Annotated in this window: 27 protein-coding genes and 1 tRNA gene; 11 read left to right on the top strand and 17 right to left on the bottom strand. The window is 65.6% G+C overall.

Annotated features, from left to right (window positions below):
* Nucleotides 1-3 precede the first annotated feature (3 nt).
* The 13 genes from NO347_RS12600 to NO347_RS12540 all read right to left on the bottom strand — a co-directional run bounded on the left by NO347_RS12600 (nt 4) and on the right by NO347_RS12540 (nt 7345).
* Nucleotides 4-231, bottom strand: a complete 228-nt coding sequence (locus tag NO347_RS12600) for a hypothetical protein (RefSeq protein WP_256289923.1) — start codon at nt 229-231, stop codon at nt 4-6.
* Nucleotides 228-491 (bottom strand): hypothetical protein, encoded by a 264-nt coding sequence (locus NO347_RS12595; protein WP_256289922.1) that lies wholly within the window; start codon nt 489-491, stop codon nt 228-230. The genes NO347_RS12600 and NO347_RS12595 overlap by 4 nt, the downstream gene beginning before the upstream one ends.
* A complete protein-coding gene (locus tag NO347_RS12590) occupies nt 488-814 on the bottom strand; it encodes a hypothetical protein (RefSeq protein WP_256289921.1) in 327 nt (108 codons plus the stop codon). Before NO347_RS12590 ends, NO347_RS12595 begins: the two co-directional genes overlap by 4 nt.
* Complete coding sequence (locus tag NO347_RS12585; protein WP_256289920.1) at nt 811-1557, bottom strand: DUF6884 domain-containing protein; 747 nt, start codon at nt 1555-1557, stop codon at nt 811-813. The genes NO347_RS12590 and NO347_RS12585 overlap by 4 nt, the downstream gene beginning before the upstream one ends.
* Nucleotides 1554-1997, bottom strand: coding sequence for a hypothetical protein (locus tag NO347_RS12580; RefSeq protein WP_256289919.1), 444 nt, complete (start codon nt 1995-1997; stop codon nt 1554-1556). Before NO347_RS12580 ends, NO347_RS12585 begins: the two co-directional genes overlap by 4 nt.
* Nucleotides 1990-3633 (bottom strand): DNA cytosine methyltransferase, encoded by a 1644-nt coding sequence (locus NO347_RS12575; RefSeq protein ID WP_256289918.1) that lies wholly within the window; start codon nt 3631-3633, stop codon nt 1990-1992. The genes NO347_RS12580 and NO347_RS12575 overlap by 8 nt, the downstream gene beginning before the upstream one ends.
* Complete coding sequence (locus NO347_RS12570; RefSeq protein WP_256289917.1) at nt 3630-3935, bottom strand: hypothetical protein; 306 nt, start codon at nt 3933-3935, stop codon at nt 3630-3632. Before NO347_RS12570 ends, NO347_RS12575 begins: the two co-directional genes overlap by 4 nt.
* Nucleotides 3932-5296, bottom strand: a complete 1365-nt coding sequence (locus NO347_RS12565; RefSeq protein ID WP_256289916.1) for a hypothetical protein — start codon at nt 5294-5296, stop codon at nt 3932-3934. Before NO347_RS12565 ends, NO347_RS12570 begins: the two co-directional genes overlap by 4 nt.
* Nucleotides 5289-5927, bottom strand: a complete 639-nt coding sequence (locus tag NO347_RS12560) for a hypothetical protein (RefSeq protein WP_256289915.1) — start codon at nt 5925-5927, stop codon at nt 5289-5291. Before NO347_RS12560 ends, NO347_RS12565 begins: the two co-directional genes overlap by 8 nt.
* A complete protein-coding gene (locus NO347_RS12555; RefSeq protein ID WP_256289914.1) occupies nt 5924-6439 on the bottom strand; it encodes a hypothetical protein in 516 nt (171 codons plus the stop codon). Before NO347_RS12555 ends, NO347_RS12560 begins: the two co-directional genes overlap by 4 nt.
* 244 nt (nt 6440-6683) lie before the next feature.
* On the bottom strand, nt 6684-7082 hold the full coding sequence (locus NO347_RS12550; protein ID WP_256289913.1) for a hypothetical protein: 399 nt from the start codon (nt 7080-7082) through the stop codon (nt 6684-6686).
* On the bottom strand, nt 7079-7207 hold the full coding sequence (locus NO347_RS12545; RefSeq protein ID WP_256289912.1) for a hypothetical protein: 129 nt from the start codon (nt 7205-7207) through the stop codon (nt 7079-7081). Before NO347_RS12545 ends, NO347_RS12550 begins: the two co-directional genes overlap by 4 nt.
* A gap of 63 nt (nt 7208-7270) precedes the next feature.
* Nucleotides 7271-7345 (bottom strand) — tRNA-Val (locus NO347_RS12540).
* Nucleotides 7346-7612: 267 nt separating this feature from the next.
* Here NO347_RS12540 and trpD point away from each other — a divergent pair.
* Genes trpD through NO347_RS12520 form a run of 4 tightly spaced genes read left to right on the top strand, consistent with a single transcriptional unit; the run spans nt 7613 to nt 11772 of the window.
* On the top strand, nt 7613-8635 hold the full coding sequence (gene trpD, locus NO347_RS12535) for an anthranilate phosphoribosyltransferase (RefSeq protein WP_256289911.1): 1023 nt from the start codon (nt 7613-7615) through the stop codon (nt 8633-8635).
* 4 nt (nt 8636-8639) lie between these two features.
* Nucleotides 8640-9323, top strand: coding sequence for a phosphoribosylanthranilate isomerase (locus NO347_RS12530; RefSeq protein WP_256289910.1), 684 nt, complete (start codon nt 8640-8642; stop codon nt 9321-9323).
* The gene (gene trpE / locus NO347_RS12525; RefSeq protein WP_256289909.1) at nt 9320-11062 is read left to right on the top strand and encodes an anthranilate synthase component I; all 1743 of its coding nucleotides are present in this window, start codon (nt 9320-9322) and stop codon (nt 11060-11062) included. The genes NO347_RS12530 and trpE overlap by 4 nt, the downstream gene beginning before the upstream one ends.
* Nucleotides 11059-11772, top strand: coding sequence for an anthranilate synthase component II (locus NO347_RS12520; RefSeq protein WP_256289908.1), 714 nt, complete (start codon nt 11059-11061; stop codon nt 11770-11772). Before trpE ends, NO347_RS12520 begins: the two co-directional genes overlap by 4 nt.
* A 38-nt stretch (nt 11773-11810) precedes the next feature.
* On the opposite strand, the gene NO347_RS12515 is transcribed toward NO347_RS12520, so the two are convergent.
* On the bottom strand, nt 11811-12023 hold the full coding sequence (locus NO347_RS12515; protein ID WP_256289907.1) for a DUF8029 family protein: 213 nt from the start codon (nt 12021-12023) through the stop codon (nt 11811-11813).
* 503 nt (nt 12024-12526) lie between these two features.
* Here NO347_RS12515 and NO347_RS12510 point away from each other — a divergent pair.
* The 3 genes from NO347_RS12510 to NO347_RS12500 all read left to right on the top strand — a co-directional run bounded on the left by NO347_RS12510 (nt 12527) and on the right by NO347_RS12500 (nt 17379).
* Nucleotides 12527-15685: an adenosylcobalamin-dependent ribonucleoside-diphosphate reductase gene (locus NO347_RS12510; RefSeq protein ID WP_256289906.1), complete on the top strand. Its 3159-nt coding sequence runs from the start codon at nt 12527-12529 to the stop codon at nt 15683-15685.
* 279 nt (nt 15686-15964) lie between these two features.
* Complete coding sequence (locus NO347_RS17280; protein WP_256289905.1) at nt 15965-16159, top strand: HVO_2523 family zinc finger protein; 195 nt, start codon at nt 15965-15967, stop codon at nt 16157-16159.
* Nucleotides 16160-16344: 185 nt separating this feature from the next.
* On the top strand, nt 16345-17379 hold the full coding sequence (locus NO347_RS12500) for a phytoene/squalene synthase family protein (protein ID WP_256289904.1): 1035 nt from the start codon (nt 16345-16347) through the stop codon (nt 17377-17379).
* 188 nt (nt 17380-17567) lie between these two features.
* Here NO347_RS12500 and cruF read toward each other — a convergent pair whose 3' ends face one another.
* The 3 genes from cruF to NO347_RS12485 are packed head-to-tail and all read right to left on the bottom strand — an operon-like array spanning nt 17568 to nt 20840.
* Nucleotides 17568-18506: a bisanhydrobacterioruberin hydratase gene (gene cruF / locus NO347_RS12495; RefSeq protein WP_256289903.1), complete on the bottom strand. Its 939-nt coding sequence runs from the start codon at nt 18504-18506 to the stop codon at nt 17568-17570.
* On the bottom strand, nt 18499-19335 hold the full coding sequence (locus NO347_RS12490; protein WP_256289902.1) for a prenyltransferase: 837 nt from the start codon (nt 19333-19335) through the stop codon (nt 18499-18501). The genes cruF and NO347_RS12490 overlap by 8 nt, the downstream gene beginning before the upstream one ends.
* A gap of 2 nt (nt 19336-19337) precedes the next feature.
* Nucleotides 19338-20840, bottom strand: a complete 1503-nt coding sequence (locus NO347_RS12485) for a phytoene desaturase family protein (protein WP_256289901.1) — start codon at nt 20838-20840, stop codon at nt 19338-19340.
* A 136-nt stretch (nt 20841-20976) separates the two neighbouring features.
* Here NO347_RS12485 and NO347_RS12480 point away from each other — a divergent pair, with 136 nt between their 5' ends.
* From NO347_RS12480 to NO347_RS12465, 4 genes are all read left to right on the top strand, one after another.
* Nucleotides 20977-21723 carry an SDR family oxidoreductase gene (locus tag NO347_RS12480; RefSeq protein ID WP_256289900.1) on the top strand — a complete coding sequence of 249 codons (747 nt, stop codon included), beginning with the start codon at nt 20977-20979 and terminating at the stop codon, nt 21721-21723.
* A gap of 126 nt (nt 21724-21849) precedes the next feature.
* Nucleotides 21850-22680 carry a ZIP family metal transporter gene (locus NO347_RS12475; RefSeq protein WP_256289899.1) on the top strand — a complete coding sequence of 277 codons (831 nt, stop codon included), beginning with the start codon at nt 21850-21852 and terminating at the stop codon, nt 22678-22680.
* A gap of 251 nt (nt 22681-22931) precedes the next feature.
* Nucleotides 22932-24386, top strand: a complete 1455-nt coding sequence (locus NO347_RS12470; RefSeq protein WP_256289898.1) for an APC family permease — start codon at nt 22932-22934, stop codon at nt 24384-24386.
* Between the two features lie 2 nt (nt 24387-24388).
* Nucleotides 24389-25042 (top strand): potassium channel family protein, encoded by a 654-nt coding sequence (locus NO347_RS12465; RefSeq protein WP_256289897.1) that lies wholly within the window; start codon nt 24389-24391, stop codon nt 25040-25042.
* The last annotated feature ends 215 nt before the right edge of the window (nt 25043-25257 follow it).

Genomic DNA, 25257 nt, shown 5'->3' with positions numbered 1-25257 from the left:
TCATCAGTCTTCCCTCCAGTAATCGACCACGTGTGATGCGTTCAGCTCGTCGTGCTCCCAGCGTCGCGTCCGGCCCGGTTCCGCGAGAATCGTCGTCGACTTCTCGCACGTACAGCAGTACGCCGAGATGACGCGTCGGTCGTCGACGTCCCGATCGAACGGCGTCACGTCGTCCGCTTCGCGGAGGTCGACGTTCTCTGCCGCGCCGACCACGCGTTCAGACCGGCTCATCGTTCACCTCGCTCGGAAAGTCCGAAGTCGGCCGGCCCGTGGACGGTTTCGAGGTGCGTCGCGAGCGGGTCGTTCTGTGCTTCCCGCCAGTGCCGGTCGAACTGCGCTCCGCACGCCGGGCACTGCAGTAGTTTCAGCCGCTCGCACTCGTCGCCACCGCAGTCGATCAGCGACCCCGTCAGCGAGTGGTCTGCGACGTCGTCGGTCCACTCCGGTTCGTCGCGGTTGACGCCGCCGCCGTAGTCTGCCAGCGTCGTCATCCTTCGTACACCCCTGATCGATGCGCGGCCATCTTTCCGGCCACATACTCGTCGACGGCTTCGGCGATCGGCGCGTCCGTGTTCGCCACCGCGTCGAAGATCGCGTCGTGGACGTCGCTGTCGCCCAGGACGTCGTCGTGCGCGAGTTCTTTCTCCAGTTCGGCCGCGAGCCAGCGCAGTTCGGCGAGTCGGCAGTACGTCTCGTCGGAGAGCAGCTGCTCGTAGTCGCTGTAGCTGAACTCGTCGTCGTCGTTCCGTGCTCGGTCCTTCTCGTATGCGTAGGGCTGCAGCCCTGCGTTCGGGAGTCGGTGTTTGAACGTCATCGTGAGACCTCCTTGCCGCCGTCAGCGGCGATCAACTGCTGCTGTTCAGTCGCGATATACTGATCCGGGACGTCCTCGAAGCGATCGAGGCCCGCCTGCTCGGTGCTCTCTGGGAATGGTGGGCGGTCGAGACGCCAGTGCGGCCTCTCTCGCTCGTAGCCACCGCCGACCGATGCGAGCGTATCAGTCTCTGCCGGCCCGGCGATCTCCTCAGCGCGCTCTTTGAGCCACGCCATCTGTTCGCCGATCCCGTCGAAGTCGTGCTCACGGAACGGAAACTCTGGCACGCACGGGAGTCCCGGCCGTGATCGGCCGGCCCCGCCGCCGACGTTGCCGCGGAAGGCGTCGCGGGCTTCGAGCGGCTGGATGTATCGTTCGCCAGCCAGCACGACCAGCCGTCCGCACGGACTGTCGCGGGGGCCGTTGTCGGCTTGGAACGGCCAGTTGAGCCAGTCCGTCAGTTGCGAGCGGACGCGGTCGGCCCAGCGGTCGAGGGCATCGTCGTCGAGGTCGTCGACCGTCGTGTCGTACGGCTCGATTTCGAGTGCCGGCGGCACGATCCCGTGTTCTGCCGAGAGGATCGCCCACGCCGATGACTGGTGCTCGTCGGCCCACGCCGTCGCCGCTTCTGCGTAGCGGTTCTTCAGCACCGCGTAGTTCGACGTATAGAGTTCGCCGGCCGGCCGTGGCTCGTCGGCCTTCGCAGCGCCGCAGCCCACGAGGACGAACGTGCCGCGGCTCACGCCGTCTCACCTCCGTCAGCCACTGCTCGATCGCGGAGGTCGTCCGCGCTGAAGTCGTCCATCGACAGGAACGGGTCAGCCTCGATCTTCTCACGAACGGCTGTCGGAATCTCGTCGCGCTTCCACTCGCGCCACGCTGTCTCGAACGCGACGAGCCGCTGCTCGATGCCCTCGATTCGGCCTTCCAGGTCTGCGCGGTACTCTTCGGCTTCTGCTTCGGACTGACAGATCCAGTAGCCGACTGAGCCCGATCGGATCGGAACGCCGCGCTCGAAGAGCAGCGCCGTGATCGCTTCGCGCGTCTTCGGTGATCCATCTCGATCCCCAATCTCAACGCGGTCAGCCAACTCGGCGGCCGTGATCGCGTCGTCGCGGCCACGATCGGCCAGTTCCTGCTGCAGTTCGTCGAGGAGGCCGCCGTCGATCGCCGGCTCAGTCATCACCAGCCACCTCCTCGTAGGTAGGAATCTCGGCGTCTGGATCCTCTCCGAGTCCCCCTCCGTACGTTGCGAGACTCGGATCTGTCGCGGTCAGAACGTGCTTACAGAGCGACTTCGCGAGATTCACCGGGACAGCGTTGCCGATCTGGGACGTCCGGTCGGTCTTTGTCCCGACGATCTCGTAGTCTGCCGGGAATCCCTGGGCTCGCTTCAGTTCCCGCGGCTGCAGCATCCGGTAGCGGACGTCGAGTCCCCACGGCCACAGCTCCGGGACGACGAGCGCGAATCGGTCGCGGCTTGTGACAGTCCCGAGTGGCTGTGAGACTGCCTTCGACGGTCCTTCGTAGTCGTCGACGAATGGTTGGACGACCGGCGTCACGAGCTTCGCTCGCGGGTCCGCCGTGATCGTGTGTGCCGGCCGGTCGTCCGGCCGGTAGAGGCCATTGCTGTGAAGTCCGCGATTGCGCCCGTTCTTCGGCATCAGTAGCGTCTCGGTCGTCGCGATCGCGTGGCCGCCCCGCGTCGCGATCGTCGGAACTGCCGTGTCCTGGATGTCGATCGGGTGCGCGCCATCCTGCTGCCGCAGCAGGTGCGTCGACGCCGTTCCGAGCGCGAAGTGATTACCGTTCGCGTGGACGGTGTGGAGTGGTGCCGTGACGTCCTGTGACGGGCTGTTCTTCTTGTGCTTCAGGATCCACGGCGCGACTGTCGCTCGCGACGCGGCCGGCACCAGGAACGGCTCGTCGACGGCGTCAGCGATCGCTGCTGCGTGCCGCTGGGGGACAATACGCTCTTCGCGCAGCCGCCGAATCTCGTCGCGTCCCAGTGTTTCGAGGACGTCCGCGAACGGGCCGATCGCGCTGCCACAGTGCCGCCGGAGTCCTTCCGCGATCCGGCGCATCGTCGAGTTCTTCGGCGGCGTCATTCGGCCGTCGTCGAGGTCGCGCGTCCAGATCGATCCGCCGAGATCCGACCAGTCGATGATCTCCGCGGCCGTTCGGTAGTTTGGGAGGTCGTCAGCGGCGTCGCTGTGGGTTGGCTCGGGGAAGGTGACGCTACCAGCCTGCCGGCCGATGATGAAGAAGCGTTCGCGCGTCGTTGGATCGCCGTAGTCGGCGGCGACGAGCTGTGTCCAGTCGACCGCGTAGCCGAGTTGGTTTAGCGCGTTCACCCACGCATCGAAGATCGAGCCGTCACGGACTGGCTGCCCATCGTCATCGACCGGTCCCCAGTCCTGAATCTCCGGCACGTTCTCGATCACGAACGCATCGACGTTCAGCTTCTCCAGCCAGTCCAGGATATGCCACGGCGACATCCGCTTTTGCTCACTGACGGGCTTCCCGCCGCGAGCGCGGCTGAAGTGCGTGCACTCCGGGCCGCCGACGAGCAGGTCGACGTCCGGCGTGTCTTGCCCCGTCAGTCGGCGCACTACTTCCGGCGGGTGTAGCTGCTCGACCTTCGAGTGGTACTGGTGGGCGTCGGGATGGTTCGCCTCGTGGGTCTCGATCGCCGGTTCCCAGTGGTTGATCGCCGCCTCGTAGAGGTCGTAGCCGAGGTCCTCGCACGCCTGGCTGAGGCCCTCGCTGAAGCCGCCAGCACCGGCGAAGAGGTCGACAGCGACTATCTCTCGCGTCATCGTGCGCCACCTCCGAACGCCGCGAGCCCCGACTGGATCGGCTCGTCGCTCGTGTCGTCGTCTTCGGTACCGTCCGAGCGGAACTTGATCAGCGCGTCGCACTCCCACGCCGTGCAGCTCCCGAACGACGGCGAGAACTTCTCGGGGTCCGGCGTCGCGATCGTGCAGAGGAACTCGTCGCCGCAGGCCGGGCACTCGACTTCGACCTGCTCGTTGAACGGCATCTCGATCACGCCCTCGCAACGCTCCTCGCGTCGCCGCCGCGTCTTCACGCCGTTGTCTGTCGCCAGTTCCGCGCTCATCGGCCGCCACCTCCGGATTCGGCAGCTTCGTCGCGGTAGAGTTCGATTCGGCCGCCGTCTGCTGTCGCCAGTTCTCTGAGCGACCCGTCGTGCCGGAACGCCAGCACGAGTTCGACGCCGTCCTCACGGCTCGTCGCTACGACCACGTCCGCGTCCGTGCCGCCGTCAGCTCGGACTTCCTCAGGAATGTGGCCGCACTCGCTGCAGCTGACGGTCCCGTTCATCCCGTGGACTGCGTAGCACTCCGGGCACTGTTGGTCTCCGAACTCGGCGTCTTCCGGGATTTCTCCGCCGTGTTCGGACTCCCAGTGAATCGTCGCGTCTACTTCTGCGGCGATCGTTTCGTGCGTGCTTCCCGGGTTATACTCGCGCCCCGTCCAGTCGCACCCGCGGTACGGGCACTCTTTCTGTTCCTGACCGCCGTCGGCGCGGATCTGTTCGTCGTGCCGCGGTATCGACAGCCCCGTCTCGGCCTCGACGAACGCGATCGCCCGCTCTCGCGTCTCGAAGAACTCCACACGGCGCCGCTCGTCGTTGCCGTGCGGCGCTGCCTTCCACTCGGTCCGTTCCGGGAAGCGTCCCAGCTCGCCGGAGTAGACCGCGACCATCGTGCGGTAGGAGCCGGTCGCCTGCTCGTAGGTTAGATTCACCGTCCAGGCGTCGTCCGGCACCTCCAGCGACGTCTTCGCGTGGAACTTCGGCGTCTCCGTCGGCCCGTAGATGTATATCGATTTCAGCGCGTAGGCGTCCGCCGAGAGGTCCGGATGCCGGTCGCAGTCGCCCGCGTCCGGGATCGTGCCCCGGACGCTCCCGACGAACTTCTCGCCGTCGCGTTTCCATTCGGTCTGGACGTCGACCCACGCCGGCTCATCGGTCGTCACGTAGCCCAGCGGCTCCGGCCAGCCGGGCTCCGGGACCTTGTACTCGTAGGTCCGCCCGTCCCCGTCGACGTACTCCCGGCAGAGATCACAGCCCGCCGCCACGAGCTCGCCGCCGACGTCGCGGTCGCTCGGGACGTCGTCGAGGTGGAACTCCCAGCGCTCGCCCGGCGTCGGCCGTTCAAGGTCGAATTCCTCGCAGATCGCTTCGACGCCGTCCGGGAGCGGCTGCCCGCCGTCGGTCTCGACGTCCTTGTAGCGTGCTTTCGCCGCCGCGTAGTCGGCGTCGAGGATGTCGTTCTCCTTCGCGTAGACGCGGTTGTAGTCCGAGCAGCGCTGACAGCAGACGAACTCGACACCGACGTGCGTGAGTATCCGGTAGTCAGCGTCGTTCTCGCACTCGTAGTCGCACGTCTCGTCTGTGTCGTCGTCGAGGCGCTTCGCCGCGACCACTTCGACTTCCGGTGTCGGGAAGTCAGTCATCCGCTTCACCTCCTTCCGGCGGCTGAACGCCAGGTGACTGAACTGCGTTCCAGTAGTCGTTGATCGCTTCTCCGAGCGCGTCGTCGCCGATGCCGAGGTGATAGTCGCACTTTCGGCAGATCTTCGGTTCGCCTCGCGTCTGGCCCCACGACTGCGCTCCGCATTCGGGGCACTCTGGCGCTTCGGCGTCGACGCGGCTCGTCATCTCGTTCCAGAGTTCCTCTCGCCGGTCGGTGAGCGCCTGTTCGACGTCCGCATCCGTGATGCTGCGGTACGTCGCTTCCACGACCTCGTGCCACTCGTAGTAGAGGTCGTGGTGCGACATCTCTGCCGGGTCGCGGTCGCTGATGACGCGTAGGAGGCCTTCGTCCGCTGTCTGGCCGCCGTCGGTGACGAGTTGCTCGTCTTCGGCGATTGCGGTCCACTCGTCGTCGCGATCTTCACGCCACGCGATCGCTTCGAGTTCGACCTCTTCGCCACAGCCCTCGAAGCCGGCATTGCGAGCCGGATGCGCCGCGTAGCACGTCCCCTCGCGCGTCTTCGCCGGTTCTTCGCCGTCGATATATTCCGGTCGGACGTGCGTCGCGTCGCACTCCGAGCAGCGGTAGCGCACCGACGCGAGTCGGGTCACGCTGACTCACCTCCCGGCGTCGCCGCAGCCAGTTCGTCCAGCCGCGCTTCGGCTTCTCCGACATCGACGTCGTCGGTTTCGTCGAGCACGTCGCCAGCGTCGCGATCGTCGTCGTGCCCGCCGCCGGCTGTGACCGGGCTTCGGACGATGATGCCGACCCGGTGGATGCCTTGCTCGACGTCGATCCAGCCGGCCGCGTGCAGCTTTCGGATGACCGTGTCGCGAACCGTCGGTTTCCGCAGTTGGACGCGCTGGGCGATGATGCCCTCCGCGGCGTCGAGTGCCAGCCGTTCGCCGGGGTTGACGTGCTCGCGTAGCGCTTCGTAGCCCTCGCGAGCCGCCTTCGGCAGCCCCGTGCTGACGTCGTCGTCAGCGTCGTCTTCGCCGGCGTAGGTCGTCCGCAGCGCGTGTCGGAGCGCTTCGGCCATCGATCCGTGTTCGTCTTCGGCCGCTTCGAGCGCTTCCAGCAGATCGTCGTCTTCGATCGATGCTTTCGCGACGCGTCCGCTCATCGTGGCACCTCCGTCTCGCCGCCCTCCGCGTGCGTGCCCGCCCCCATCGCGCGCCGATTCCGATGGGCGCGCAGACACGCCGTGCGTGTGCCAATAGACCTCCGAGCGGAGGGGTGGGGGGGTTCGTACGGTTTTGCTGAGTTGGACTCTGATGGCTCAGAAGCCACGGTTTCGTTAGAATCGGTGTCGTACGACGGCGTTTGATTCCGTACGGAACAGTTGAAACACTTGAACCGTGGTGTCCTCATCGGCGAACACCTCCGTCAGCCATCGCTTCCTCAATGTGGGCGTCGGCCGCCGCGACCTCGACGTCGTCGCGCTCGAAGACCTCGATCGTCGTGCCGTCGTCGGCTTCGTCGTTGAAGACGAGCGCCTTGCGGATCGTGCAGAGGTGTGCGCACGGCTCGTCGGCGTCGCGGTACTTCCGCGCTGGGCACTGCTCGCCCGTCTCACGGACCTTGCACTCGCCGTTGAGCGCGCCGTGATCGCGGTGCAGTGAGACTTCGTGAACGTCGTCGCTGTCTGGGAGCGTAACGAGCCACGTATCCCACGAGATCCGCTCGATCAGAGCCGCTTCAGGGTCGGCTCGTGTCCAGCTGGCCGACTCGCTATCGCGTTTCGCTGCGAAGTCCAGCGGCGTCACGGCTGACACCTCCCCTCATCGCGAGCGGGGCACTGTTGTTCGTCGTCTTTGATGAAGCAGCCGCAGAAGTCGCAGACAGCGTCGACGTCTGCGAGTCTCGCGGAGACGTCTGCTCCGCGACTCATAAAGCCGCACCTCCGCTGTAATAAGTAGTTTCTCCCGTCCCCGGGTTTTCGCTTAAGAACGAGTGGGTTGGGGCAGATTTGAACTGCCGGCCTCCTCCATGTCAAGGAGGTGTCATAACCAGACTAGACCACCAACCCGCCTGGCTTTCGCGTTCTACCGCGCTCGTCTGAACGCATTACTTCGTTTCCCGGGGACATAATTGAAGGTTTCGTTTCGGGGATGCCAGACGCAGTCGTTCGGTTTCAGCGTTGACACGCCACCACGGCTCGGTTACCGTCGGAAGCGCGACTGCTGGCGGCCCATAGGCGATAGCCGTGGTCGGTGACTGACCGAGTGCTCCGACAGTCTTATACCGATGAACGAAGTTGTTCACTACAACACGATCTCGTACATCGGTGATCACGATGACACTCCAAACCTACATCGAACGCGCGACCGAGGGCGACGACCTGACACAGAACGAGGCTCGTGAGGCGGCACGGGCAGTCTTCGAAGACGCCACGGAGGCCCAGATCGGGGCGTTGCTGGCGGCGCTCAGAGCGAAAGGCGAAACAGAGACCGAGATCGCCGGCTTCGCAGAGGGGATGCGCGATGCGGCCCGGACGATCGACCCGGATCGTGGCCCACTCGTCGACACGTGCGGGACCGGCGGCGACGACTACGACACGATCAACGTCTCGACGACCAGCGCAATCGTCGCCGCGGGTGCTGGCGCGGCCGTCGCAAAGCACGGCAACTACTCCGTCTCCTCCTCGTCGGGGAGCGCAGACGTCTTAGAGGTCGCCGGTGCCGACGTCGAGGCCGAACCGCCGGCCGTCGAGTCGGCAATCGAGCGCGACGGAATCGGCTTTATGCTCGCACCGGTGTTCCACCCGGCGATGAAAGCGGTCATCGGCCCGCGCAAGGAACTCGGGATGCGGACGATATTCAACGTCCTCGGACCGCTGACGAACCCCGCCGGGGCAGACGCCCAGGTCGTCGGCGTCTACGACCCTGACCTCGTCCCCGTGCTCGCGCGGGCGCTCTCACATCTGTCGGTCGACAGGGCGCTCGTCGTCCACGGTTCCGGAATGGACGAGATCGCGCTGCACGACGAGACGGTCGTTGCGGAGGTCGACGGCGACCAGATCGAGGAGTACACGCTCACGCCCGAATCCATCGGCCTCGAATCCGCCCCGATCGAGGCCGTCGCCGGGGGCACACCCGAGGAGAACGCTGCGGACCTTCGCGGCATCGTGACTGGTGACGTCACCGGCCCGAAGCGTGACATCATCCTCGCGAACGCCGGTGCGGCGATCTACGTCGCCGGACTCGCCGACAGCATCGAAGACGGCGTTGAAGCGGCGGCGAACGCGATCGACGAGGGTGACGCGACCTCGACCTTCGAGACGCTCTGTGAGCCGATCGACGCCGCGGTGGAGCGCTGAGTAGATGGTCCGGGTGAAAATCTGCGGGATCACGAGCGAGACCGACCTCCGCGCCGTCGAGCGAGCGGGCGCGGACGCCGTCGGCGCAATCGCCGACGTGCCCGTCGAGACTCCACGAGAGGTGCCGCTCGGCGACGCCGAAGCGCTCTTCGAGGCCGCACCGCCGTTTCTCACGACGACGCTCGTCACGATGCCGGAGACCGTCGACGGCGCGATCGAGACGGCGACGCGCGTCGCTCCCGACGTACTCCAACTTCACGGCGGGTTCGACGCCGACGATCTGCGGGCGATCCGCGAGGCCATCTCGTCTGACGTGGTCGCCGTCGTCGACGCCGAGGATCCGGATCGGGCGCGGGCGGTCGCGCCGGCCGTCGACGCGGTGCTCGTCGACTCGATCGACGACGACGGCGCCGGCGGGACCGGCGAGACCCACGACTGGGTCGCGACCGCCGACGTCGCCGCGACGCTCGACGCGCCGGTGATCCTCGCGGGCGGCCTGACTCCCGAGAACGTCGCCGAGGCGGTCGAGACCGTTCAGCCGTACGCAGTCGATGTCGCAAGCGGCGTCGAGCGCGTCGGCGGGAGTAAAGACCACGACGCCGTCCGCTCGTTCGTCGCGAGCGCGACCGACGCCGCGACGCACCCCGACGACGGCGAGCGGGTGCAGGCAGAGGGGGTGTCGTCGTGAGCGACACCCGAACGGACGGCCAGTCGCGAAACGACGCGAGCGTAACGCTCTCGAAGTCCCGCGAGTCCTTCGTCACGGACGTCGCGGCCGCAACGGAACCCGAGACCGACGACGGCGAGACGCGTCCCGTCGTCGCCCACGTGACTGCCGAGATGCCGAACGTGACGCCGCTGACCGCGTACGCGACGCTCGCCGACCGAAGCGAGTACGGCTTCCTCCTAGAGAGTGCCGAGAAGACGCCGTCGAGCGATCCGGCGGGCGCGTTCGCGCCGGATCACGCCACGACGGATCGCCACGCCCGGTTCTCGTTCGTCGGCTACGACCCCGACGCCGTCATCACCGTCGACCCGGACGGGACCGAGATCGAACGGCTGGGCGGACGCGCGGCGCAGTACGTTGAGCCTGGCGGATTCGACGGCGACGGTGCCGAAGCAGAGAGCGAAGAGATGGACGTGCTCGACCGCCTTCGGGCGTCGTTCCCGGATCTGCCGCGCGTCGGCTTCCCCGACGAGGAACGCCAACAACTCCGCGGCGGCCTCGTCGGCTTTCTGGCGTACGAGGCCGTCTACGACCTCTGGCTCTCGGAGGTCGGCGTCGAGCGCCCCGAGACCGACACGCCGGACGCGCAGTTCGTCCTCACCTCGAAGACCCTCTCGTTCGATCACGCAGAGTCGTCCGTCTCGCTCGTCCTCACGCCGATCGTCGCGCCCGACGAGGACCCGGAAGCGGTCTACGACGACATCGTCGCCGAGGCGGAAGGCGTCGCGGCGACGCTCGCGGGCGCCAGCCAGCCCGAGACCGGCGGCTTCGTCCGGACTGGCGAATCCGCCGGGCCGAAAGCAGAATACGAAGCGGCCGTCCGCGAGACCAAAGAACACGTCCTCGACGGCGACATCTACCAGGGGGTCATCTCACGAACCCGCGAACTCCGCGGCGAGGTCGACCCGGTCGGCCTCTACGAGGCGCTCCGGGAGATCAACCCCTCGCCGTATATGTATCTGCTCCGTCACGACGACCGCCACATCGTCGGCGCGAGCCCCGAGACGCTGGTCTCCGTCCGCGGGGACCGGGTCGTCTCGAACCCCATCGCGGGCACGTGCCCGCGCGGAACGAGTCCCGTCGAGGATCGGCGACTCGCGGGCGAAATGCTCGCCGACGGGAAAGAGCGCTCCGAGCACACGATGCTCGTCGACCTCGCGCGCAACGACGTGCGCCGCGTCTCTGAACCCGGCAGCGTCCGCGTCGAGGAGTTTATGAACGTGCTGAAGTACAGCCACGTTCAGCACATCGAATCGACCGTGACGGGGACGCTCGCGGGGACGGACAGTCGAAACAGCGAGTACCCGAGCGGGGCCGACGCCTTCGACGCCACGCGGGCGACGTTCCCTGCGGGGACGCTGACCGGCGCGCCGAAGGTCCGCGCGATGGAGATCGTCGACGACCTCGAACTGGAACCCAGAGGCGTCTACGGCGGCGGCGTCGGCTACTACTCGTGGTCCGGCGACGCCGACTTCGCGATCGTCATTCGGACGGCGACCGTCGACCGCGAGGGCGACGAAGACGTCATCACCGTCCGCGCAGGCGCGGGTATCGTCGCCGACAGCGACCCGGAGGCCGAGTACGAGGAGACAGAACAGAAGATGAGCGGCGTCCTCTCGGCGGTCGAGCGAATCGAGACCGACTCGGCGTCGGGCTCTGCTGCCGGTGCGGCCGCCCCGGGAGAGGAGGTACGGCGATGACGCTCCGACTGCTCGTCGTCGACAACTTCGATTCGTTCACGTACAACCTCGTGGAGTACTTCTCCGAACAGCGGGTCGACGGCGAACCGGTCGACGTGATCGTCCGCAAGAACACCGCCGACATCGACGACCTCCGCGAGCTCGATCCCGACGCGATCGTCATCAGTCCCGGGCCGGGACACCCGAAGAACGAGCGCGACGTGGGCGTCACCACCGAGGTCCTGACGTCGCTCTCGCAGACGATCCCGACGCTCGGCGTCTGTCTCGGTCTCGAAGCGGCCGTCCACGCCTACGGCGGCGAGATCGGTCACGCGCCCGAGCCGATCCACGGGAAGGCCTACCCGGTCGACCACGACGGCCGCGGCGTCTTCGCGGGGCTCGCACAGGGCTTCCAGGCCGGTCGGTACCACTCGCTGGTGGCGACGACCGTCCCCGAGGAGTTCGAGGTCTCCGCGACGACAGCGCACGAGATCACGGACGGCGATACAGACGATAATGCGGACGGCGACACAGACGATGACGCGGACGGCGATACTGACGGCGAGACCACGACGGACCTCGTGATGGGCGTCCGCCACCGCGAGTACCCCATCGAGGCGGTGCAGTTCCACCCCGAATCGGTTCTCACGGGAGTCGGCCACGACGTCGTGCGGAACTTCTTAGACGAGTGCGTCTTCCCCCGGCAGGCCGACGAGGCCCCGACGGTCTGATCGGGGACCACAGACAGCGAGCGGGCGTCGCCGCAGAACTACAGGACGTTGATGCCGAAGAAAGAGAGCACCAGCAGCGCCCCCACGATCAGCGCGGCGATCGTGACGAGTCGCCACGCGATCTTCAGCGCGATGCGGCCGACAATGATCACGACTGCGATCGCGACGATGACGGCGATCGCCTGACCGAGCGGTTGCGCCAGCAGGCCACCGAGTTGGAGGGGAGCGATCGACGCGGGTGTGAACACCATACCCCATCGTATCACCAGACGGGGGAATAAGTCTGTGGGGGGTGCTCGACGGTTGAAGTTGGCGATATAGTCCGGTTCGTGGTAAATTGGTATGTGATCTGATATACCTGGCGTATAAGTACCATTTATACGAATCCCGTTCGGTTCGTGACTCACGGTAGATCGTTCACCACGTGGCAGCGCTCGTAGTGTGCAACGCCCCCTCTGTTCCGCTGGATAATCAACTGACAGCGTTCGGATCGTAGATTCTGATTTTCACTTCCACTTCGGTCTGCTAACCTTCATACCCCCTCCGCGCATACGATTCCTCGTCACGTCGAACGCGTGGCGCAGCCGGTCAGGGTGTAGGTATGGAATATGATATTTATCGCAGTAGATCCCCGATACCGAAGCCTTAACCGACCTGCCACACTCACAAGTCATCGTTACAAATGCCCAGAACTGAGTCAGTCACCCGATTCGAGATCGCCCGGTGCGACCGCACAGGGCGGGAGGTACAGTAGATGAGCGACCAGTCCGTGAACGCAGGCGAGCTCGAACTGCCCGTCAAGCGTACCGACGGCGACTCGCTCGAAGAGCGGCTCACTGCCAACGCTTACCACAACATTCTGCCGGCGCGCTACCTCCGCAAGGACGCCAACGGCGACCCTATCGAGTCCCAGGAAGATCTCTTCCCGCGCGTCGCGAAGAACGTCGCGCTCGCGGAGGCCGTCTTCGAGGCCGAGCGCCGCGACGTCGACGTCACGGTCACGCCCGACCAGCTGAAGCCCGACCACCCGCGCCGCGACGAGCTCGCCGCGGAAGTGTTCGGCAAGGGCGTCGACGCCGACTCCGACGCCGAGACGTCGCTGTCGGTCTACAACGCCAACAAGTTCGCCTACGACACCGTCGTCCCCGAACTCCCCGAGGAGATCAAAGCGGCCGTCGAGACGAAGCGCGAGGAGTTCGAAGAACTGATGGAAGATCTCTCCTTCATGCCGAACTCGCCGACGCTGATGAACGCCGGCGACGAACTCCAGCAGCTCTCGGCGTGTTTCGTCGATTCCCCTGACGACGACATCGACGACATACACCAGACAGCCAAAGAGGCCGCGCAGGTCTTCCAGAGCGGCGGCGGGATGGGCTATGCCTTCTGGCGGCTCCGCCCCTACGGCGACCCGGTCGGCTCGACCGGCGGCATCGCCTCCGGCCCGATCACGTTTATGCGAACGTACGACCAGCTCTGTGAGACGATCGCGCAGGGCGGCGCGCGACGCGGCGCGCAGATGGGCGTTATGCGGGTCAGCCACCCCGACGTCATCCAGTTCATTCACGCGAAGAACAAGGACGTCTCGCTGGCGCACACGCTGCGACTGAACGACCCCGACGACTTCACCCACAACTCCTTCGCCGACGCGCTCGACGAAGCGCGCGAACTCATCGACGAGGAGGGACGCGTCCCGAAGCACCTCCGGAACGCAGTCGAGGGCCACCTCTCGAACTTCAACATCTCCGTCGGCATCACCGACGACTTCATGGACGCGCTGTTCGAGGGCGAGGAGTTCACGTTCACCAACCCCCGGACGGGTGAACCGCACATCGCCACGGCCGAGACGAAGGAACTGTACGATATGTTCGGCCTGGGCGAGCACGTCGAGGTCGGCGAGGAGCTCTCCGTGCCCGCAGAGAAACTGTGGGACCACATCGTCGACGGCGCCCACGAGAACGGCGAGCCGGGCGTCATCTACCTCGAACGCGTGAACAAACTCCACTCGTTCGACGTCGAGGAGCACCCGGACCACCGCATCCTGGCGACGAACCCCTGCGGCGAGCAGCCGCTGGAGGAGTACGAGGCCTGTAACCTCGGCCACATCAATCTCTCGACGCTCGTCGACTTCGACGCCCCCGACTGGCGCGCCTGGTACGATGCCCACGGCGACGAGTACGACGAGTTCGAAGACGCCGTCGACGCGTTCCTCGAAACCGCCATCGACTGGGAGGAGTTCGACTACCGCATCGACCGCGGGACGCACTTCCTAGAGAACGTCGTCACGATGTCGGACTTCCCCGTTCCGGAGATCGAAGAGAAGGTCCGGGACATGCGGAAGATCGGGCTCGGCGTGATGGGGCTGGCACAGCTGTACATTCAGCTCGGCATCCAGTACGGCACCGAGGCGGGCAACGAGGTCGCCCGCCAGCTTATGACCCACATCAACCACGAGTCCAAGTGGACCAGCCACGAACTCGCGAAGGCCCGCGGCACCTTCGCCGACTGGGAGGACTCGAAGTACGCCGATCCGACCGAGTATCGCGACTGGTTCGAGCACTACGTCGGCCTCGACGCCGACGAGTGGGAAGACGGCTTCCCGATCCGGAACCACAACACGACCACGGTGGCCCCGACCGGCACCACCTCGATGGTCGGCAACACGACGGGCGGGATCGAGCCGATCTACAACGTCGCCTACTACAAGAACGTCTCCGACGACGTGCAGGGCGACGAGATGCTCGTCGAGTTCGACGACTACTTCCTCCGGACGCTGGAGGCCAACGACATCGACGTCGACGCCGTCAAGCAGGAGGCCCAGACCCAGATGGCCGAAAACGAGTTCGACGGCGTCTCCTCGCTGTCGACGGTTCCGGACGCGATTTCGGAACTGTTCGTCGTCACCGGCGACCTCTCGGGCAAGCAGCACGCTGCCGTGCAGTGTGCGACCCAGGAAGGCGTCGACTCCGCCATCTCGAAGACCTGTAACTTCCCGAACTCCGCCAGCAAAGAGGATATGGACGAGGTATACCGCTACATCTACCGCAACGGCGGGAAGGGCGTGACCGTCTACCGCGACGGCACGCGCTCGAAGCAAGTCCTCACCACGCGCGCGCAGAACACCGACTTCGCCGACGAGAGCGAGGCCGCGGAGACGCTCGTCGAGCAGATCGAAGACGTCTTCGGCGGCATCGACGGCTTCCTCGAGAACGACGAGGTCCAGGCGGCGCTCGACCGGGAGGTCGAACGGCTGCTGTCGGCCGCCGACGGCGAGACCGACCTCGGCAAGAAGCGCCCGCGCCCCGACGTCCTCCACGGCGTCACTCAGCGCATCGACACGGGCTATGGAAAGCTCTACGTCAACATCAACGAGGACGACCGGGGCAAGCCCTTCGAGCTCTTCGCGAACATCGGCAACTCCGGCGGCTTCACCGCCTCCTTCACCGAGGCGCTCGCGAAGACCGTCTCGACGGCGCTGCGTTCGGGCGTCGACCCGAGCGAGATCGCGAGCGAACTGCAGGGCATCCGCAGCCCGAAGGTCGCCTGGGACAAAGGCGAACAGATCAACTCCATCCCGGACGCGATCGGCACGGCGATGCGACGCTACCTCGACGGCGAGATCGACAAGGGCTACCCCCAGCAGCAGAACCTGACAGAGGTCTCAGAGCAGACCGAAAACGCGAGCGTCTCGCCGGGTCGTGAGACCGACGGCGGCGCGGCCGTGGACGTCGAGGACGTCGACGTCGGCGACAGCGTGGATCTCGCGGGCGGCTCCGGACCCGCTGGCGACTCCGATGCGACCGACGACCTGCTCGCGGCCGGCGAGAGCCCCGAGTGCCCCGAGTGTGGCAGTATGTCGCTGTACTACTCCGAAGGCTGCAAGACCTGCGAGGCCTGCGGCTGGTCGGAGTGCTGATACGGTCGGACATATAGTAGCGTTTACAACTGATTGCGCACCCGATCACACGCTGTCGGGCGATCAGGCGCGTGAAGACTTGCAAACGCTACTATAGCTACGAGAAGATGCTCGGCACCCCTGGGGTGCCTCACTGCTTCACGGACGTATTCGGCAGTATGAACCAGTCGGCTAATTGATTCGGTCGGCTGACCGCAGCTTCTTTCGCGCTCGGTTTCCGCGCCGGCGCGACGTGCGACAACGCGAATCTTCTTGTCGACTGCGACCCCCGACTGTGACGTGAGCGACGCGAACGAACCGACTTCGGCCAGCGGACAGAGCGACGCGTCCGTCGAGGACGCTCCCGCGGACGGCGTCGAAACGCCGCCAGGTCGCCCCTGTCCGATCTGCGAGCGACCGATGGCACATCGCCACTGCAAGTACGTCTGTCCGGAGCACGGAGTCGTCTACGACTGTAGCGATACATTCTGGTAATCTGATACCGTAATTTCGGAACCGCCGAAAACGGGTATATGAGTCTATTGGCCGTTTTTTTGCTTCGAGTTCGATTTGGTTTCAAATCGGCACGAAGCGTTATATGAAGCCAGTCCGTAATGTGAACGACAGATGCGTGGTCGGACGGCACGACGACGGGACGCCCTGAAACGTGGTACCTAACGATGGTCAAACAAGAACAGATCCGACAGAGCAAGGAAATACAGCGGCGAACCGGGAAGACCTTCCACCTCGCGACTCGGGTCCTCCCCGAGCGCGTCCGACACGAGACGTACGTGTTGTACGCGTTCTTCCGGGTCGCAGACGAAGTCGTCGACGCCGTCGACACCGCTCCGCCGGAAGAACAGCGACGGCGACTCGAAGAGTTGCGGCGGCAGGCGCTCGGAGAGGAGGACGCAGACGACCCCGTGTTGACCGCGTTCGCCGAACTCCGCGAGACACACGACATCCCCGCGTCCGACGTCGACGTCTTCATCGACGCGATGCTCTCGGACATCGACACCGACCGCTACGAGGCGTACGAGGAACTGGAGGCGTACATGGACGGCTCTGCGGCCGCCGTCGGTCGGATGATGACCCAGATTATGGAGACGCCGCAGGCCGAGCAGGCCCTCCCGCACGCCACGGCGCTCGGTGAGGCGTTCCAGTTGTCGAACTTCCTCCGCGACGTCCGCGAGGACGTCGTCGAGCGCGGCCGGATCTACCTCCCCCAGGAGACGCTCCGAAAACACGACGTCACCGAAGAACAGATACTGAACTTCGAGTTCGACGAGAACTTCCAGGCCGCGATGCGCGAAGAACTACAGCGAGCGGAAGCGCTCTACCGCGAGGGCGTCGAGGGGATCCAGTATCTCCCCGAGGACTGCCAGTTCGCCGTCCTCCTGGCCGCGGTGCTCTACGCCGACCACCACCACGAGATTCGCACTCGCGACTGCGACGTCCTCTCGACGACGCCGTCGCTTTCGACGTCCAGAAAGTTGCACTTACTGGCGAAGACGCGCCTGTACTGGGCACTCGAACGCGACCCGGTCGCGGTGTTCCGTCGCGTCAGCGTCGTGCCGTACCCCGACGAGAGCGAGACGACGCGGGATTCGGGCCATTCGGGGCCGTCGCCGGGCCGGACGACCGGTTCGGGTGCGTCAAGATGGACGGGCGGGCGAGTCTCGGGATGGCTCCGCAGTTTCACGCGGAGCGAGTAGGGCGCTTATACTGTCGGACAGCAGTTCGTGAATGATGTTGGCACCCACGAGGTGCCGATAATTTTCACATCGTTCTGTCCGACAGTATTAGTCCGTCCGATTCGTTCTCATAGGGATTATCGTACGTCCGCATAGATGTCTCGCCGGACGGTACGGCGAGAATCTCCGAACAGTTACGATAATCCCTATCAGCGCTTCGACGTCGACTCCTGTTTTTGCGTCGACTCCTGGCCCCGCGTCGACGTCTGACTCTGGATCCACGGCAGACCGCGGGTCGGCACGTCGAACCGGTCGGCCCGGAGGAGGCCGAGTCCGAACAGCGCCGCCAGCGCGACCGGGATCCAGTTCCCGAACCACGCGTTGATGCCGCCCCAGAGGATGACGAAGGAGACGAGGTCGTCGAGCAGAAATTCGCAGTCTTCCAGTCGCGCGCGCAGCGCGTGACGGTCGTACCCCCAGTCGAGCGCGACGACAGCGACTGTCGCTGAGAGGACCCACCCGGCGTAGTTCGACAGCGGGACGCCGTAGAACGCCCCGCCGTTCGGGTACACCCAGAAACCGAGCGCGACAGCGCCGGGATCGAGGACGAGATCCATCGTGAGGACGGCCGCGATCACGGCGAGGAGACGCGTCGCCGCGTGGGTGGCGCGGTCGCCCAGCAAGAGGACACAGAGGAGATACGAGTTCATCACAAGCGGGATGAAGAAGATGGGCAGGCCGAGGGGCACGCCCGCGACGACCGGCCCGAGGTCGACGCCGTAGAAGAACTCGCCGTAGGGGATGCCGGTCTGGATCCCGATGAACTCGATGGCGTAGGCGTACAGCGTCAGTGCGCCGACGCCGACGGCCGCCCGACGGTCAGTGATCGAGAGGACGCCGACGACGAGCGGCGAGCGCATCACGGCCGTGCCGATGAGGATCAACAGCCCGTTGAACGCCAGCGGCGCGGGCAGGAGTCCCTCGGCGCTCGCGAGGAGGAGCACGATCCCGTTCAGCGGGAAGAACACCGAGATCGTAAAGCGGTTCTCGCGCACGAGACGCTCCAGCCGCGACTCCCACTCCGCACGCGTCTGCGGCAGTTGCTCCGTGAGCGTCGCGAGCGACGAGCGAGCGTCAGGATCAGGCATTGACGAGCCTCCAGAGCGCCCCGAGCGTCAGCAGCGTCCCGACGGCCGTGTTGAGCATCGGATACCACCAGTACGCGCGGTCGACGTCGACGTCAGACCGGTAGACCGCGAGGATCAAGAGGGGATACGCCCCGAGCAAGAGGCCGATCCGGACGTCGACGAGGCCGAAGACGACCGCCGCGGCGAGCCAACAGCAGAGGCAGTACGCGAAGGTGCGCCGCTCGCCGAGAAACGTCGCCATCGTCCGGATCCCGGCCTCCCTGTCGGGGTCGATGTCGGGGATGGCCGAGAAGGTGTGCATCCCCATCGCCCAGAGCCACGCGCCCGCGACCGCGGCGAGCGGCGGATGTGCGCCCGCGACAGCGGCGTACGCGGCCGCACCCGGAAGGACGTACAGACCGTTCGAGACCGAATCGAGAAACGGCGTCGTCTTGAAGCGCAGCGGCGGCGCGGAGTACTGAAAGCCGAGGAGGAAGAACCCGGCGAGATACGGCCACGCCCGCGAGGACGTGAGGAGGAACGTCGCCGCCCCCAGAAGCGTCGAGAGCGCGATGACGGCTGCGACGACCGAGTCGCCGCTCCACCGGGCCTCCCGCTCGTCCTTCTTCGGATTTGCGATGTCGACGTCGACGTCGAAGACGTCGTTGACGCCGTAGAGGAAGACGTTCGCCGGGAGCAGGAAGTACGCGAAGAGGCCGACGCTCACCGCCGTGAACAGGTCGCCAGTCGTGTCGGCTCCGAACGCGACGCCGACGACGACGGGGCCGGCGAGGTAGAACCAAAAGCGCGGACGCGACAGCGTCAGCAGATACCGCAGGCGGCCAGACATCCTCAGCCCGCCCGTTCGGCCATCGCCTCGGCTGTGAGCTCGCCGCTGATCAGACACATCGGCACGCCGATTCCGGGCGTCGTGAACGATCCCGTGAAGAAGAGCCCGTCGACCGCCTCGGAGTGATGCGGCGGGCGGAACAGCGCGGTCTGCCGAAGCGTGTGAGCGAGGCCGAGGGCGGTTCCTTTCGTGCTGTTGTAGCGGTTCGTGAAGTCGTTCACACAGAAGGACTTCTCGAAGACGATCCGGTCTCGGAGGGCGACGCCGGTGTTTGCCTCGATGTCGTCCAACACGAGATCGCGGAACTCTGCGCGCATCTCGGGGGTGTCTTCGAGTCCCGCGGCGATCGGGACGAGCGCGAACAGGTTCGAGTGTCCCTCGGGCGCGACGGTGTCGTCGGTCTCGGAGGGGACACAGAGGTAGTAGGCGGGATCTTCGGGCCACGCCGGGTCGTCGAAGATGCGCTCGAAGTGCCCGTCCCAGTCGGTCGGGAGCACGAGCGTGTGGTGTTCGAGCGGGTCGACGTCGCCCTCGACGCCGAGATAGAGCAGGAACGCCGACGGAGCGTACGTCCGCGACTCCCAGTAGTCCTCGTCGTACTGCCTCTTTTCCGGCGGGAGAAGCTCCATCTCTGTGTGCCGGTAGTCGGCGTCGCTGACGACGTAGTCGGCGTAGAACTCCCGGCCGTCCTCGGTCCGAGTGACGAACGCGCCCTCGCGGCCACGGATCTCTGCGACCGGGCTGTCGGTGTGGAAGTCGACGCCGAGTTCCTCGCCGAGCGCGACGATACCGTCGACGACGCCCCCGAGTCCGTTCTCGGGGTAGTAGACGCCCATATTGAAATCGACGTGGCTCATCAGATTGTAGAGCGCCGGCGTGTTGTTCGGCGCGCCGCCGAGGAACACCAGCGTGTACTGCATAATCTGCTGGAGTTTGGGGTGCTCGAAGTACTTCTCGACGTGATCCTGCATCGAGCCGATGAGCGAGAGGCCGCGGGCATTCTTGAAGACGTTCCAGTCGATGAAGTCCCGGAGCGAGGAGCGATCCTCGTAGACGAAGTGCTCCATCCCGACCTCGTAGTTCTTCTTCGACTTCTGGAGGTACTCGTCGAAGCGGTCGCCCGCGCCGGGTTCGTAGGACTCGAACGTCTGTCGGTTCTGTTCGAGGTCCGGCACCATATCGACGCGGTCGCCGTCTTTGAAGAAGATCCGGTAGTGCGGGTCGAGCCGCGTGAGATCGTAGTAATCGGCGGGCTCGTGATCGAAGTGCTCGAAGAAGCGCTCGAACACGTCCGGCATCAGATACCACGACGGCCCCATATCGAAGCGAAAGCCGTCGACTTCCAGGCGGCTCGCGCGGCCCCCGAGTTGCCCGTTCTTCTCCAGTAGCGTCACGTCGGCACCGGCACCGGCCAGATAGCAAGCGGTCGAGAGGCCGCCAAATCCGCCCCCGACGACGACGACGTCCGCGCCGTCGAGTGAGCGGAGCTCCGAGAGGGAGTCCATAGGGTCGACTTAGAGCGTGGAAAGTATAAATCGAATGACCGTGTGACGCCGTCGTCGCGCGTTTGTCGCGGGTCGCGTGGCGAGACCGTCGCCAAGCGGCGAGTATCTTTACCTGCGATCGGCGCCACATCGAGATATGGACCTCACCGACGCGACAGTTCTCGTCACCGGTGCCAGTCGCGGCATCGGACGCGCGTTGCTCGCGGCGTTTGCCGCGGAGGGAGCGGCAGTCGTCGGGTGTGCGCGCGACGCCGACGCGCTCGACGACGCTATCGCCGACGCGAGAGAGGCGGCCAGTACGGCCAGCGAGAACGGGTCGGCTGCGGAAACAGCCACCGTCGAAGGCGTCCGTGCGGACGTTCGCGAGGAGTCCGACGTCGCGCATCTAATCGACATTGCGGACGACACCGGCGGACGAGACGGCATCGACGTCGTCGTCGCCAACGCGGGCGTCAAACACGCCGCGTCCGGTGAGGCACCGATCCACGAGGAGCCGTACGACCGCTTCGACGACACCATCCGAACGAATCTCCGCGGCGTCTTCGCCACGGCGAAGGAAGCGCTCGATCAAATGCCGAGCGAGGGGCGGTTCCTCGTCCCGTCGGGTGCCATCGCCGTCGACTACGACCCCGGAATGGGTGCGTATGCCGTCTCCAAGGGGGCAGTCGAGTCGTTAGTCCGGCAGTTGGCCGTCGACGTCGAGCAGACCGCGACGGTCGTCGACCCCCGCCTCGTCGACACCGACCTGAGCGCGCCGGGTGGCCGTGACCCCACCGAGGTCGCCCAGATGTTCGTCTGGGCCGCGACCGAGGCGACGCCGGCGGAGATCGACGGCGAGCGCGTCGATCTGAGGACCTGGATGCGGGCAACTCGCTCGCGATAGCGTCCTGCGCTCGATCGCCAGTCACCGATTCTGCGAGTCGAACCGTACACCCAGCCCCATTTTATTAAATACGTTGCCTATGTTATCAACGTGAGCGTTATTAACCAAAACGGTCGGATTCATATTATGGGACGATTCTCTCGGGTGGGGCTTCTGGCGACGCTCGTGCTCGCCGCGCTGTCTGTACTGGCTGTCGCGGGCGGCACGACGGGGAGCGGAAAGCTCGTCGGCATCTCCTGGGTCGCGTTCTTCGCGATGGCGCTTGCGGCACCGCTGGGCGTGCGGACGAAAGACGGCAGTGCGGGCGTGCTCGTGTGGGGCTACGGGCTCGCCGCGGGCGCGATGGTGACGAGCGCCGCGGTGTTCCTGGTGCCGCAGGCGATCGGACAACACCCACAGTGGGGTGGTTTCGGCGTCGCGTTCGGCCTGCTGGCCGGGTTCGGGTCGCACACGATCGGGCACCGACTGGCGCATATGGATCTCCCGATGGACCGGACCGTCGCGGAACTGACCGCCCACGCCTTCTCGGCCGGCGCGATCATCGGGATCATCTACGGGAATATGCCGGAACTCGGCCCGCTGCTCGGCCTGTCGATCGTCTCGCACAAAGGTCCTGCCGGCTACGCGGCCGCCAGGCGGCTCGTGAGCGCCGACCGCGACGCCTCGGTGTTGCTGGTTCCCGCGACGGGCGTCGGTATCGCCGGTATCGCTTCCTCGATGATCGCGCTTCCCGCCGCCGGTGCGATCCGCGGCCTCGTCTTCGGATTCGCCGCCGGCGTCTTCCTCCACGTCGCGATGGACTTCCTCCCGCGGTGTGAGATCGGCAGCGAGATCCACGACCTGCTGTCGGTCACGGGCGACGCGCACGCGCTCTTGGACCGCCTCAGAATCCACGCGGTCGCCTCCACGTCGCTCGGCGGTCTCGCCGTGCTTCTCGCGTGGCTCGTGATCGCCTGAGCGTCGCGCTTTCCTGCTGATTCGGCTCGCGCGTCGGGCCGTCCCGCCAGCCATCCGCACCGGTACTTAAAAACCGGACGCTTGCAATTGTTGTGAGCGTATGCGTACCGAGACGACGTGGGTGCCGATCGCCGCCGGGCGTCGGCAGGGCCGTTCGGGCGGCGACCCGCGACGACGTCAGTTGCGCGCAGGATCGAATCGACCCCCGCCGACGCAGCGGTGGCGACCGAACGGACGCAGACGACGAGGCAATGAGTAGTCACAAAGAGCGGTCACCCGAGGCCCAACTCGGTCTGCTCGACGCCACGATGATCGGGATGGGCGCGATGATCGGCGCAGGCATCTTCGTCCTGACCGGGCTGGCAGCCGAAATCGCGGGGCCGGCCGCACTCCTCGTCTTCATCCTCAACGGCGTCGTCACGGCATTCACGGGACTCTCGTACGCCGAACTGGCGAGTGCGATCCCGAAGAGCGGCGGCGGCTACGCGTTCGTCAAGGAGACGTTCAAATCGCTCCCGTCGTTCCTGATGGGGTGGATGCTCTGGTTCGCGTATATGATCGCGGGCGCCCTGTACGCGCTCGGGTTCGCGCCCAACTTCCTAGAACTGCTGCACGTGTACGGTATCGTCCCGCCGCCGGGCGAGGTCGGGGCACTCGCCCTCCCAGTCATCGATATGGCTCTCCCGATCGGCTTCGTGCTGGCGTTCACGGCAGTCGTCCTGTTCGTAGTGCTTAACGCCGTCTCGACGGCCGCCAGCGGGAGCGTCGAGACGATCTTCACCGCGACGAAGGTCACGATACTCGTCGTCTTCGTCGCGTTCGGCGCGACCTCGCCGATGTTTTCGGGAGCGGAGTTTCAGCCGCTCTTTCCGGAGGCTGCGGGCGCGTTCGCCATCCTGCCGGCGATGGGGCTGACGTTCATCGCCTTCGAGGGGTACGACCTCATCACGACCGTCACCGAGGAAGTCAAAAACCCCAGAGAGAACATCCCAAAAGCGATCTTCCTCAGCCTGGCCGCGACCGTGCTAGTCTATATGGCCGTGGTCGCGGTCGCGATCGGAACGCTCGGTGCGCAAGGGCTCGCTGAAGCCGGCGAGGCAGGCATCGCCGCGGCGGCGACGGAGTTTATGCCGACCGGCCTGCCGATCATCAAAAACGGCGGCGCGATCATCGTCTTCGGGGCCGTGTTCTCGACGCTGACGGCGCTGAACGCGGTCGTGATCGCCTCCTCACGAGTCGCGTTCTCGATGGGTCGCGAGGGGCAACTGCTGCCGTCCTTCGGACAGTTGCACCACCGGTACGGGACGCCGTTCGTCGCCATCGTGGCGAGTGCGGTGGTGATGCTCGCGTCCGTCGCGCTGCCGACCAAGAGCGCCGGCAATATGTCGAGTCTGTTCTTCCTACTCTCGTTCGTCGTCGTCAACGGGGCCGTGATCAAACTGCGACGTGAGCGTCCCGATATGAATCGCCCCTACGAACTCCCCTACTATCCGATCCCGCCACTGTTGGGGATCGGATTGAATCTGATCCTGACCGGGGTTCTGGTGGTGTATCTCGTCCGGACCGATCCGCTCGCGCTGCTTCTCAGCGTGGGCTGGATCGTGCTCGGCGCTATCGCGTACTACGGACTCAAGTGGTATCGAGCGCGTCAGGAGGCTGACGCCGAGCGATCGTCGATTGCGGAGCCGACTACGGAGGACGACTAACTATGACAAGCAAACGTAACATCGTCATCGCGGGCGGCGGGCGCGTCGGGTTCCAGACCGCAAAGTTGCTCGCTAACCGCGATCACGACGTATCGATCATCGAACCGGACCAGACTGTCGTCGACGCCATCGCCGACGAGTGGGTGGCGACGGTCATTCGAGGCGATGCGACCGATCCCGACATCCTCGCGCAGGCGGACCTTTCGGAGGCCGACGCCATCGCCGCACTCACCGGCGACTCGGGACTCAACCTCGCCATCTGTATGGTGGCCCAAGAGCTCGCACCAGAGGTCCGAACAGTGACGCGCATCGAGGACGCCTCGGGCGAGGCCTACCTGCAGTTCGTCGACGCCGTCGTCTTCCCCGAACACGCCGGCGCGCGGACGGCCGCCAACGAGATCATCGGGAGCGACGTGCAGACGCTCGCCGACGTGACTGGCTCGCTCGACGTGATGCAGATCCGCGTCGAGGAGGGCGCGCCGGCCGCCGGCAAGACGTTGTCCGAAGTCCGCTTCCCCGCGGGGACGCTCGTGGTCTCCGGCGACGAAGGTGAGCGCATCGCCCGCCCGGACACGACGCTTGAACCCGGCAAGCGCTACGTCGTCGCCGTCGAACCCGACGTCGTCGACGAAGTGATGAATCTCCTGCGCGGATAGCGACGGGAGTCTCTGCGGGCCGCGGTCAGGACTCGCAGATTCGGGCAAAAATTGGGTGATCGATCGGATCCCGCGTGGGATCCGACGGACTGTGTCTGTATCTGCCCGGGAACTGACTGTACACTCGGTTGCTAACCAAATTCTGTACTAATCAGATATTCGTATAATTGCCCCCGGAATTTTGAAAACGAATACAGAAGTGTTATCCGTATACC

Source organism: Halobellus inordinatus (assembly GCF_024464655.1).
GTDB lineage: Archaea > Halobacteriota > Halobacteria > Halobacteriales > Haloferacaceae > Haloquadratum > Haloquadratum inordinatus.
Note: the sequence above shows the minus strand (reverse complement) of the source record. Positions and strands in the feature narration are given on the sequence as shown.